Source organism: Collimonas fungivorans Ter331, assembly GCF_000221045.1.
GTDB lineage: Bacteria > Pseudomonadota > Gammaproteobacteria > Burkholderiales > Burkholderiaceae_D > Collimonas > Collimonas fungivorans_A.
This window is the reverse complement of the sequence record NC_015856.1, coordinates 4,522,387-4,534,728: the sequence shown is the minus strand read 5'-3', so window position 1 is coordinate 4,534,728 and position 12,342 is coordinate 4,522,387. Positions and strand designations below refer to the sequence as shown.

The window sequence follows — 12,342 nt, the reverse complement described above, 5'->3', positions numbered from 1 at the left end:
TTCATTGCAAGCTTAAATTATGGTCTAATCGCCAGCATGTGGCCTATAAAATTACCTTCCCAAACGATTTTGCCAGCGAATTTGCCCGAATCCATGCCGAAAACCATTGCCATCGTCGGCAAGTATTTCGCCGCCGGCATTTCCGAGTCGCTGACCGAAATCGCCGATTTCCTGCAAGGCCGCGGCCATCATGTGGTTCTGGAGACCGAGACCGCGCAGAACGTCGCGCTGCCGATCGCCGCGATGACGCCGGCGCAGATCGGCCAGCAGGCCGACGCCGCGATCGTTGTCGGGGGCGACGGCACCATGCTGGGCATCGCGCGCCAGCTGGCGCCTTACGACGTGCCGCTGATCGGCATCAACCAGGGCCGCCTCGGATTCATCACCGACATCTCGCTGGAACGCATGTTGCCGGTGCTGGGCGAAATGCTGGACGGTAAAGTCGAATCGGAGCGGCGCAGCCTGCTGCAAGGTTCGGTCATGCGCGACGGCCAGCAGATTTTCAGCGCGCTGGCGTTCAACGATGTAGTGGTGGCGCGCGGCGCCGGCTCCGGCATGGCGGAACTGATGGTCGAGGTCGACGGCCGCTTCATGTACAACCAGCGTTCCGATGGCCTGATCGTGGCCACGCCGACCGGTTCCACCGCCTATTCCTTGTCCGCCGGCGGCCCTTTGCTGCATCCGTCGCTGGGCGGCATCGTGCTGGTGCCGATTGCGCCGCATGCGCTGTCGAACCGGCCTATCGTGATTCCGGACAGCAGTGAAATCGTGATTGAAATCGTCAACGGCCGCGACATGAGCGCCAATTTCGACATGCAGTCGCTGGCCAGCCTGCAGCACGGCGACCGCATCCTGATACGGCGCTCCGAACATGCCATCACCTTTTTGCACCCGGCCGGCTGGAGTTATTACGACACCTTGCGGCAAAAGCTGCACTGGAACGAATATCCGTCGGCGGAAGGGCAACTGAAGTAAGACGTCTCCGATTTTGCTATGCTGATTGCGATTATCTGGCGCCGCCTGGCCGGTGCTGTATTTAGACCTCTGCATTTATCCCTATTTTGAGCCCTCCCATGCTGCGCACACTTTCCATACGCGATTTTGTCATTGTCGACGCCATCGAGCTTGAATTCGCCGCCGGTTTCACCGTATTCACCGGTGAAACCGGCGCCGGCAAATCCATCCTGATCGACGCCTTGGCGCTGGCGCTGGGCGGCCGCGGCGACGCCAGCGTGGTGCGCGAAGGCGCGGCCAAGGCGGATGTGACGGCGGAATTCGCATTGGCCGGCGCAGCCGATGGTGAAGTCGGCAGCTGGCTGGAACGGAACGAGTTCGCCAGCGAGGAAGGCGTGATCCTGATGCGGCGCGTGATCGACAATGCCGGCCGCTCCAAGGCGTTCATCAACGGCGTGGCGGCAACCGCCGGGCAGTTGCGCGAGCTGGGCGAAATGCTGGTCGATATCCACGGCCAGCATGCGCACCAGTCTTTGCTGAAAAGCGACGCACAGCGATTGTTGCTGGATGGGCAAGCCGGCTTGCAGGACGACTTGCTGGCCGTGGCGGCCGCCTTCAAAAGCTGGCGTTCGCTGGCGCGCCAGCGCGAGGAATTCGAAACCAACGCCAAGAATGTATTGCTGGAACGGGAGCGCCTGGAATGGCAGGTCGGCGAACTGGAAAAGCTGGCGGTCAAGCCCGGCGAATGGGATGAGATCACCAATGAGCACAGCCGCCTGTCGCATGCCGCCAGCCTGATCGAAGGGGCGCAGGAAGCGCTCAACGTGATTTCCGAAAACGATGCAGACGATACGCCGCCGATGCTGTCCCAGCTGTCGGCGCTGAATCAGAAGATCGGCAAGCTGGTCGATGTCGACAGCAGCCTCAAGCCGGTGCTGGAAGCGCTGGAGCCGGCGCGCATCCAGCTGCAGGAAGCAGTCTACGCGCTCAACGATTACCTGAGCCGGGTCGAGCTCGACCCGGCGCGCCTGCACCAGGTGGAAGACCGGATGGAAGCGATCCATTCCGCCGGCCGCAAATTCCGGCTGGCGCCGGACGAATTGCCGCAGGAACTGGAAACGCTGTCGCAGCAGCTGCGGCAACTGGCGGACGCCAGCGATCTCGACGCCATGAAGGCGCAGGAAGAAAAGCTGAAAACAACTTACCTGGGACTGGCGCAAAAACTGTCGAAAGCACGGACCAAGGCCGCCCAGGCGCTGGGCGCGGCGGTGACCGCGGCGATGCAGGACCTGAGCATGAGCGGCGGCCGTTTCGCGGTTGCGCTGAATCCCTGCGAAGCGGCCAGCTATGGCGTCGAACAGGTGGAGTTCCTGGTGGCGGGGCACGCCGGCGTGGCGCCGCGGCCTTTGGCCAAAGTCGCTTCCGGCGGCGAACTGGCGCGGATAGCGCTGGCGATTTCAGTGATTACCTCCAGTTCTACCGCGACCCCGACCCTGATTTTCGATGAAGTCGACAGCGGCATCGGCGGCGGCGTGGCGGAAGTGGTCGGGCGCTTGCTGAAGCGCCTGGGCCAGGATCGCCAGGTACTGTGCGTGACCCATTTGCCGCAGGTAGCGAGCCAGGCCAACCAGCATTTCCAGGTCAGCAAGCAGAGCCAGGGCAACAAGACCGTATCGGCGATCGACGGCCTGGACGCCAAGAACCGCATCGAAGAAATCGCTCGCATGCTGGGCGGCCTGGAGATTACGGCAACTACGCGCAAGCATGCGCGTGAACTGCTGGCGCTCTAACTTTATTTCCCGGAGCTCCCCGCATGGCATTCCGTAAAGAACCCCCGTTCACCCATGGCAAGGCCGGCAAGAGCGCGGTATTGCTCGTCAACCTGGGCACGCCGGATGCGCCGACCACCAAGGCGGTGCGCAGCTACCTGAAGCAATTTCTGTCCGATCCGCGGGTAGTGGAAATACCGCGGGCGATCTGGTGGCTGATCTTGCATTGCGTGATCCTGCCGTTCCGCTCCAGCAAGTCGGCGCACAAATATGCTTCCATCTGGAGCAACGAAGGTTCGCCGCTGAAAGTCCATACCAGCAAGCAGGCGATCCTGTTGCGCGGCTACCTCGGACAGCGCGGCCATCAGGTGCAGGTGGCTTACGCGATGCGCTACGGCTCGCCTTCGATACCGGAAGTACTGGATCAGCTGAAGGCCGACGGCTGCGAGCGGATCCTGGTCTTGCCTGCGTATCCGCAATATTCGGCGACCACCACGGCCTCGATCTACGACGCGGTGTTTGCACACTACGCGCGGGTGCGCAACGTGCCGGAACTGCGTTTCATCAAGCACTACCACGATCACGAAGCCTATATCCAGGCGCTGAAGGAGTCGGTGCTGGCTTACTGGGCGATGCACGGCACGCCGGACAAGCTGATCATGAGTTTCCACGGGGTGCCGAAGCGTACCTTGCTGCTGGGCGATCCTTATCATTGCGAGTGCCAGAAAACCGCGCGCCTGCTGGCGCAGCAGCTGGGGCTGGGGCCGGAGCAGTATCAGCTGACTTTCCAGTCGCGCTTCGGCAAGGCCGAATGGCTGCAGCCGTACACCGCGCCGACCTTGCAAAAACTGGCGAAGCAGGGCGTCGGCCGGGTCGATGTGATGTGTCCGGGTTTCACCAGCGATTGCCTGGAGACTTTGGAAGAAATTGCGATAGAGGCGAAACAGGATTTCCTCAGGGCAGGCGGCAAGGAATTCCATTTCATTGCTTGCCTGAACCAGGCGCCGGCCTGGATAGCTGGCATGGCTTCGCTGGTAGAAGAGCACATGATCGGCTGGCCTACCACCGAGAGCGAGCGAGAAGAGTTGCAGCAGCAGGCTGAGGTGTCGCGGCAACAGGCTGTGCGCCTTGGCGCCAGCCAATAGAACAGCCTATCTGGTGTAGAAATTTTGAGTGACGGTGCGCCGCTCCGGCAAGGCGCAACTATAATGAGCGCCCGATGCCGGGTGCATATGGACGATTATTGCTTGTTTTGCAAGTTGCAAAGGCGATCAGCCAAAGTCAATATAATGCGATCAGTTGCGAATAGCTGATCCAGCTTGCTGCAAGCAAAATATAAACGACCAGAAATGCGGAAATTAACGGTAGTTTCACGATATTTCCCTTTTTTGTTTGTTGCGATGTGGCAACTTTCAATTGTTTGAGTCCACGCCTACAGCTTAGTTCCTATGTCGCGTTGCAGCAAACCCTGGCTGGTAAATGTTGTTTCAAATTGTTGCCAGGATGGATGGGATTGATGCGCGTTTGATGCATTCCCCCGGCAACCGGACCACGGCCCGCGGCCAAATCAGGGCGCTCATTTTTTAACCCTTGAAAAAGTAAGGGCATAGCCTCATTTGGCTTCCTATACTTAGTAAGTTATTGATTGTTGGAGATTTTTGAATGGAACACATGGAAAATCAGAACGAACAGGCGCAAACGGAAAAGAGCCAGGTTGCCGAAGATGCAGCGGTAATTCCCGAAACGACGCTGGAAGTCCAGTTGTCGGAAGCACAAGCCAAGATCGCGGAAATGCAGGACGCTTTCCTGCGCGCCAAGGCCGAGTCGGAAAACATCCGCCGCCGGGCCCAGGAAGACATTGCACGTGCCCACAAGTTTGCGATTGAAGGCTTTGCCGAAGCGCTGGTGCCGGTCAAGGACAATCTTGAAATGGCGCTGAAGATCGAAACGCCTTCGCTGGAATCGCTCAAGGAAGGCGTGGAAATGACGCTCAAGCAGCTGTCGTCGGCCTTCGAAAGAAATCGTTTGCTGGAAATCTCGCCTGAAGTTGGCGAGAAGCTGGACCCGATGAAGCACCAGGCAATCTCGACTGTGCCTGCCGAGCAGGACGCCAATACCGTGGTGACTGTGTTGCAAAAAGGCTACACCATTGCCGATCGTCTGTTGCGGCCGGCCCTGGTCGTCGTGGCGCAAGGAAAATAGAAAAAAACGCCAGGAGCGAGCAGTTTAGCGCTTGAAAGCGCGCTTTCGCTCCCTATATTCAGACCATCCAAACATTCATCAGTTATTCAGTAAAGGACATACACCATGGGTAAAATTATCGGCATTGACTTGGGTACCACCAATTCTTGCGTTTCAGTGATTGAAAACGGTCAGCCAAAAGTGATCGAAAACTCGGAAGGCGCGCGCACCACGCCTTCCATCATCGCTTATCAAGAAGACGGCGAAATCCTGGTCGGCGCACCTGCCAAGCGCCAGGCTGTGACCAATCCGACCAACACGCTGTACGCCACCAAGCGTCTGATCGGCCGCAAGTTCGACGAAAAAGAAGTGCAGAAAGACATCGCGTTGATGCCTTACCAGATCATCAAGGCCGACAACGGCGATGCATGGGTAGGCGTACGCGACCAGAAACTGGCGCCGCCGCAAATTTCCGCAGAAGTATTGCGCAAGATGAAGAAGACCGCTGAAGACTACCTCGGCGAAGAAGTTACCGAAGCCGTGATCACGGTGCCGGCTTACTTCAACGACGCGCAGCGTCAAGCCACCAAGGACGCCGGCCGCATCGCCGGTCTGGACGTCAAGCGCATCATCAACGAGCCGACCGCGGCTGCGCTGGCTTTCGGCCTGGACAAGGCAGAAAAGGGCGATCGCAAGATTGCCGTGTATGACCTGGGCGGCGGTACTTTCGACGTCTCCATCATCGAAATCGCCGATGTCGATGGCGAAAAGCAGTTTGAAGTGCTGTCCACCAACGGCGATACTTTCCTCGGCGGCGAAGACTTCGACCAGCGCATCATCGATTACATCCTGGACGAGTTCAAGAAGATCAACGGCATCGACCTGAAGAAGGATGCGATCGCCTTGCAACGCATCAAGGCCTCGGCCGAGCGCGCCAAGATCGAATTGTCGTCGTCGCAACAGACCGAAATCAACGAACCGTACATCGCCATGGCGAACGGCGCGCCGATCCACCTGAACCTGAAGATGACCCGCGCCAAGCTGGAATCGCTGGTGGAAGAGCTGATCGCCAAGACCATCGAGCCGTGCCGCATCGCCATCAAGGACGCCGGCGTCAAGGTTTCCGACATCGACGACATCATTCTGGTCGGCGGCATGACCCGCATGCCTAAGGTGCAGGAAAAGGTGAAGGAATTCTTCGGCAAGGAACCACGCAAGGACGTCAATCCGGATGAGGCTGTCGCCGTTGGCGCCGCGATCCAGGGTTCGGTCTTGTCGGGCGACCGCAAGGACTTGCTGCTGCTGGACGTGACCCCGCTGTCGCTGGGTATCGAAACCATGGGCGGCGTGATGACCAAGATGATTCAGAAGAACACCACCATCCCGACCAAGTTCAGCCAGGTGTTCTCGACAGCCGACGACAACCAGCCGGCCGTGACCATCAAGGTATTCCAGGGCGAGCGCGAGATGGCGGCAGGCAACAAGGGCCTGGGCGAATTCAATCTGGAAGGCATCCCGCCGGCATCGCGCGGCACGCCGCAGATCGAAGTCACCTTCGACATCGACGCCAACGGCATCCTGCACGTGGGCGCCAAGGACAAGGCGACCGGCAAGGAAAACAAGATCACCATCAAGGCCAACTCCGGCTTGACCGAAGAAGAGATCCAGAAGATGGTGCGCGACGCCGAAGCCAATGCCGAGGACGACAAACGCCTGAAGGAAGCCGCCGAAGCCCATAACCAGGGCGATGCGCTGGTGCATTCGACCAAGAAATCGCTGGCTGAATACGGCGACAAGCTGGAAGCCGGCGAAAAGGCCAGCATCGAAACCGCCATCAAGGAACTGGAAGAAGTATTGAAGGGCAACGACAAGGCAGCCATCGACAACAAGACCGCCGCCTTGACCACTGCCGCGCAAAAGCTGGGCGAAAAGATGTACGCTGACATGCAGGCGCAGCAAGCTGCCGCCGGCGGCGCTGAAGCCGGTGCTGCAGGTGCGGAAGCCAAGCCGAAAGAAGACGACGTGGTCGACGCCGACTTCAAGGAAGTGAAGGACAAGTAAGATCTTCGTCAGCGCCGGTTTGCGATTTATGCGATGCATAACCGCAAACCGGCGCGAAGATGCGCCGGGCAGATGCTATTGCAGCACTGTTCGGCGTTTTCGCTTAAACAACAGGGTGCAAAAAGATGGCGAAGCGTGATTTTTACGAAATACTGGGTGTTGCGAAAAACGCTACTGATGACGAAATCAAGAAGGCGTACCGCAAGCTCGCAATGAAGCACCATCCGGACCGCAATCCGGACAGCAAAGGTGCGGAAGAAAAATTCAAAGAGGCGAAAGAAGCCTACGAAATGCTGGCCGATCCGCAAAAGCGCGAGGCCTATGACCGCTACGGCCATGCCGGCGTCGATCCCAACATGGGCGGCGGCGGTGGCGGCGGCGGTTTTGCCGATGCCTTCGGCGACATCTTCGGCGATATTTTCGGCGGCGGCGGTGGCCGCGGCGGCCGTGGCGGCGGACCTCAGGTGTACCGCGGCGCCGACCTGCGCTACAACCTCGAAATCACGCTGGAACAAGCCGCGCACGGTTTCGACACCACGATCCGGGTGCCAAGCTGGGACGAGTGCGAACCCTGCCACGGCAGCGGCGCCAAGCCCGGCACCGAGCCGGTTACCTGCCCGACCTGCGGCGGCCACGGCCAGGTCAGGATGCAGCAAGGTTTCTTCAGCATCCAGCAGACTTGCCCGAAATGCCACGGCAGCGGCAAGATCATTCCTGAACCTTGTCCGTCTTGCGCCGGCGCCGGCCGCATCAAGCGCAACAAGACGCTGGAAGTGAAAATCCCGTCCGGCATCGACGACGGCATGCGCATCCGCTCTTCCGGCAACGGCGAGCCAGGCATGAACGGCGGCCCTACCGGCGACCTGTATGTGGAAATCCACATCAAGCCGCATGCGGTGTTCCAGCGCGAAGGCGACGATCTCCATTGCGAAATGCCGATCTCGTTCGCCAAAGCGGCGCTGGGCGGTGAAATCGAAGTGCCGACATTGAACGGCAAAGCTTCCTTCACGATTCCCGACGGCACCCAGTCCGGCAAGACTTTCCGCCTGCGCAGCAAGGGTATCAAGGGCGTGCGCTCGGGTTATGCCGGCGACCTGTTCTGCCATGTCGTGGTAGAGACTCCGGTCAAGCTGAACGATCGGCAAAAGGAACTGCTGCAGGAGTTCGAGCAGCTGACCAGCGAAGGCGGCGCCAAGCACAGCCCGCAGAGCAAGTCGTGGAAAGACAAGGTAAAAGAGTTCTTCGAGTAAGCCCGTTTGCTCCTGGCCTCATGAAAGCCGTCGACCGTACAAGGTTGGCGGCTTTTTTCATGATGGGCTGCCTCAGGTGCGGGCCGACTGCCTGATCATCGTTAACAAATTCTTTATTGCATAATTTTGTCCACCTCACTATTCTGTATAGGGTAATAATAAAACGATCGTTCTTTTATTTGCGATCAATACAAACTCCATATACAAACATAGGGGGAGACATGAAAGTAGTTGCTCGTTTGAAGCGTGCAGGGGCTTGCGCCTGCGTATTGTCCGCGCTGTTGCTGGCGCAAGGTGCATTTGCGGTTGACGTGGCCGGAGTCAAGATCGAAGAAACGGCAAAAGTCGGCAACCAGGATTTGAAGCTCAACGGCGCCGGAGTCCGCTACAAAGTCATTTTTAAAGTCTATACGGCGGCGCTCTATCTCTCCGACAAGAAAACCACGGTGCCGGACGTGCTGGCGGCTCCAGGCGCGCGCCGGATCGAACTGGTGATGCTGCGCGACGTCAGCAGCGAGGATTTCAGCCGTGCTTTCATGAGCGGCATCCAGAACAACGTCGACAAGGCGGACAAGTCGAAGATCGTCAACCAGCTGCTGAAATTCGGCGAACTGTTTGCCTCGATCCCGGAACTCAAGAAAGGCGACGTCATGACCACCGACTGGATTCCGGGCGTCGGCACGCAGATCCATTTCAACGGCAAGCCAGTCTCGGAGACGCTGCCGGACCTGGTTTTCTACAATTCCTTGCTGAAAATCTGGCTGGGCGAGAAACCGGCGGACAGCAAACTGAAGCTCCTGTTGCTGGGCCAGACCGGATAGGTGACGTCAAAGGGAATGCTGCATATCGGATAAAAGCCGATGGCAATAGCTAACTTTCTATAAAATAAGGCCCAGGATGTCGTGCATGTGTTGTAAAAACACTATGCAGATGGAACTTTATTGAATAGAAAACGATGACAGCAAACAACAAGCAATCCCTGACCAGAGAAGACCTTTTCCAGAGAAACCGTGAGTGGGCGGCGGCCATTACCGCCCGCGATCCGGGGTTTTTCAAAAAACTGGCGTCGCAGCAGGCGCCGGAGTATTTCTGGATCGGGTGTTCCGACAGCAGGGTGCCGGCAAATGAATTGCTGGGCTTGCTGCCGGGTGAACTGTTCGTCCACCGCAACATCGCCAACGTGGTCGCGCACAGCGACCTGAACTGTTTGTCGGTGCTGCAGTTTGCGGTAGATGTACTGAAGGTCAAACACGTTTTTGTGGTCGGCCACTACGGTTGCTCCGGCGTCCATGCGGCGCTGACCAAGCGCCGTGTCGGCCTGGCCGACAACTGGCTGCGCCATGTCGAGGACGTGCACCAGAAGCATGAGCGCTACCTGGGCGAAGCCTTGCCGGAAAGCGTGCGCCACGACCGCCTGTGCGAACTCAATTCGATGGAGCAGGTGGCCAACATCTGCCGCACCACCATCGTCCAGGACGCCTGGGACCGCGGCCAGCCGCTGACTATCCATAGCTGGGTGTACGGCGTGCGCGACGGCCTGCTGCGCGACCTGGAAGTGACTGTCAGCTGCATGTCCGACCTGGAAAAGGGCATGGCGACCAGCCTGAAACGCTACGAAGACTGACGCCGCTCGAGATTGCCGGGCAAAAAAAAGACGACCCAAGCGGTCGTCTTTTTCTTTTGAGGCTGGCCGCGCAGGAGTTACAGCACGATAGTCTGCGCCTCGCCTTCGGCGCGTGCGCGGATTTCACCGATCCGGTAGACCGTTTCACCAGCGGCTTGCAATTGCGCGACGGCGGCGTCAGCGTTTTCCTTGGCGACGATGACGGTCATGCCGATGCCGCAATTGAAGACGCGGTGCATTTCGGCGTCGGCCACTTGGCCGTGCTGTTGCAGCCAGGTGAACAGCGGCGGCATGGTCCAGCTGTCGCTGCGCAATACGGCTGTCAGGTTGTCTTGCAGCACGCGCGGAATGTTTTCCACCAGGCCGCCGCCGGTGATGTGCACCATGCCCTTGACTTCCATCGACTCCATCAGCGCCAGCAGAGGCTTGACGTAAATGCGGGTAGGCTCCATCAGCACGTCGGCCAGCTTGCGGCCATGGAAGTCGCCGTCGAGGTCAGGCTGGGCCACTTCGATGATCTTGCGCACCAGCGAATAGCCGTTGGAGTGCGCGCCCGAGGACGCCAGGCCCAGCACGACGTCTCCCGGGACGATCTTGGTGCCGTCGATCAGCCTGGATTTTTCCACCGCGCCGACGGCGAAGCCGGCCAGGTCGTATTCGCCGTCCGGATACATGGTCGGCATTTCAGCGGTTTCGCCGCCGATCAGGGCGCAGCCTGCCAGCTCGCAGCCTTTGGCGATGCCCTTGATGACGTCGGTGGCGCTAGGCACGTCGAGTTTGCCGCATGCAAAGTAGTCCAGGAAAAACAGCGGCTCGGCGCCTTGCACCAGGATATCGTTGACGCTCATGGCGACCAGGTCGATGCCGACCGTGTCGTGGCGCTTCAGGAGGAATGCCAGCTTCAGCTTGGTGCCGACGCCGTCGGTGCCGGACACCAGCACCGGCTCCTTGAATTTTTTGCTGATTTCGAACAACGCGCCGAAACCGCCGATGCCGCCCATCACGCCTTCGCGCATGGTGCGCTTTGCAAAGGGCTTAATGGCTTCGACCAGGGCGTCGCCGGCGTCGATATCAACACCGGCATCGCGATAAGAGAGAGGAACGTTGGACACGTTTGAAGTGGAAGTCATGATGTGATTGGCGGCAGAGGCGGTAAAATAGGGGGAATTCGGCCACGCACCCGAGATTCAGCGCTGCATCAGCGTTGCCTGTCAGGTCAAATAACCGGCCAAAAACAGCCAAACAAGCAGTAAATCAGTGGAGAATACGGCTTTTCCACTGATTTTGTCTTGTTTTCAGCTTGTTTTTAACTTTCCAATCGCTTGGTTGCGGCCAGGTTATTGCGCGGTAAAAGCGGTATTTTATCAAACCGATCCATCAAACTTTCGATTCCATGCCATTTTCTTTTACCGACGAACAAAAACAAACCGCATTATGGCTGGGACTGGGCCTGTTGCTGATAGCGCTGATGGTGGCTTTGGGACCGATCCTGACGCCTTTCATCGCCTCCGCCATCCTCGCCTATGCGCTCAATCCCGGGGTCGACTGGCTGTCGCGCCGGCGCATCGGCAAGTTTCCCTTCCCGCGCGCGCTGGCGGTGCTGGTGGTGATACTGCTGCTGGTGTTCGCGATCCTGGCGGTGATCCTGATCGTGGTGCCGGTATTGCGCAAAGAATTTCCCTTGCTGCAAGACCAGATCCCCAACTTCCTGAACAAGCTGGACGGCCTGATCGGACCGCATCTGCAGGATTTCGGCATCAACGTGCGGCTGGACGGCACCGGCATCAAGGAAATGCTGACCAAGCAGCTGTCGACCAGCGGCGATGAAATCTGGACCTCGGTGCTGGCTTCGGTCAAGGTCGGCGGCACGGCGGTGCTGGGCTGGCTCGCCACCATCCTACTGGTGCCGGTAGTGCTGTTTTACCTGCTGCAGGACTGGCACTCGATTGTCGAGCGCTTAGGCCGCCTGGTGCCGCGCCGCTGGCAAGGCAAGACCGGCAACATGACGCAGGAGGTCGATAGCCTGCTGGCGCAGTATTTGCGCGGCCAATTGCTGGTAATGTTGGTTCTGGCGATTTATTATTCGACCGGGCTGGCAATTGCCGGCTTTGATGTTGCGTTGCCTGTGGGCATCATTACCGGTTTGCTGGTATTCATTCCGTATGTCGGTTTCGGCCTTGGGCTGGTGCTGGCGCTGATCGCGGCGATGCTGCAGTTCAGCGGCTGGCACGGACTGATCGCGGTCGCCATCGTGTATGGCATCGGCCAGGTGCTGGAAAGTTTTATCCTGACGCCGCGCCTGGTAGGCGAGCGCATCGGCCTGCATCCGCTGGTGGTGATTTTTGCCTTGATGGCCTTCGGCCAGCTGTTCGGTTTTGTCGGCATACTGCTGGCGCTGCCGTGTTCGGCGATCATGTCGGTAGTGGTCAAGCATGTGCGCGCGCATTACCTGAGCAGCAGTTTTTATAATACGTGAAGCATGCGTCGCCCCGCATTGCTTCCT

At 58.8% G+C, this 12,342-nt stretch carries 10 protein-coding genes; 9 read left to right on the top strand and 1 reads right to left on the bottom strand.

What is annotated here, in order from left to right; genetic code table 11:
• Positions 1-36: 36 nt before the first annotated feature.
• The 8 genes from CFU_RS20080 (at position 37) to can (ending at position 9,839) form a co-directional block, all read left to right on the top strand.
• Positions 37-975 (top strand): NAD kinase, encoded by a 939-nt coding sequence (locus CFU_RS20080; protein WP_041742531.1) that lies wholly within the window; start codon positions 37-39, stop codon positions 973-975.
• Positions 976-1,073: 98 nt separating this feature from the next.
• Positions 1,074-2,744, top strand: a complete 1,671-nt coding sequence (recN, locus tag CFU_RS20075; protein WP_041742530.1) for a DNA repair protein RecN — start codon at positions 1,074-1,076, stop codon at positions 2,742-2,744.
• 23 nt (positions 2,745-2,767) lie between these two features.
• Positions 2,768-3,868: a ferrochelatase gene (gene hemH / locus CFU_RS20070; RefSeq protein ID WP_014007825.1), complete on the top strand. Its 1,101-nt coding sequence runs from the start codon at positions 2,768-2,770 to the stop codon at positions 3,866-3,868.
• A gap of 517 nt (positions 3,869-4,385) precedes the next feature.
• A complete protein-coding gene (grpE, locus tag CFU_RS20065; protein WP_014007824.1) occupies positions 4,386-4,925 on the top strand; it encodes a nucleotide exchange factor GrpE in 540 nt (179 codons plus the stop codon).
• Positions 4,926-5,030: 105 nt separating this feature from the next.
• On the top strand, positions 5,031-6,965 hold the full coding sequence (dnaK, locus tag CFU_RS20060) for a molecular chaperone DnaK (protein ID WP_014007823.1): 1,935 nt from the start codon (positions 5,031-5,033) through the stop codon (positions 6,963-6,965).
• A 125-nt stretch (positions 6,966-7,090) separates the two neighbouring features.
• Positions 7,091-8,215, top strand: coding sequence for a molecular chaperone DnaJ (gene dnaJ / locus CFU_RS20055; protein ID WP_014007822.1), 1,125 nt, complete (start codon positions 7,091-7,093; stop codon positions 8,213-8,215).
• A gap of 221 nt (positions 8,216-8,436) precedes the next feature.
• A complete protein-coding gene (locus CFU_RS20050; protein ID WP_050808668.1) occupies positions 8,437-9,036 on the top strand; it encodes a chalcone isomerase family protein in 600 nt (199 codons plus the stop codon).
• Positions 9,037-9,170: 134 nt separating this feature from the next.
• Positions 9,171-9,839 (top strand): carbonate dehydratase, encoded by a 669-nt coding sequence (gene can, locus CFU_RS20045; protein WP_014007820.1) that lies wholly within the window; start codon positions 9,171-9,173, stop codon positions 9,837-9,839.
• A 77-nt stretch (positions 9,840-9,916) separates the two neighbouring features.
• Here the strand turns inward: can and purM are convergent, their stop codons facing one another.
• Positions 9,917-10,969 (bottom strand): phosphoribosylformylglycinamidine cyclo-ligase, encoded by a 1,053-nt coding sequence (gene purM, locus CFU_RS20040; protein WP_014007819.1) that lies wholly within the window; start codon positions 10,967-10,969, stop codon positions 9,917-9,919.
• Between the two features lie 263 nt (positions 10,970-11,232).
• Between purM and CFU_RS20035 the strand changes: the two genes are divergently transcribed.
• Positions 11,233-12,315 carry an AI-2E family transporter gene (locus CFU_RS20035; protein ID WP_014007818.1) on the top strand — a complete coding sequence of 361 codons (1,083 nt, stop codon included), beginning with the start codon at positions 11,233-11,235 and terminating at the stop codon, positions 12,313-12,315.
• Positions 12,316-12,342: the final 27 nt, after the last annotated feature.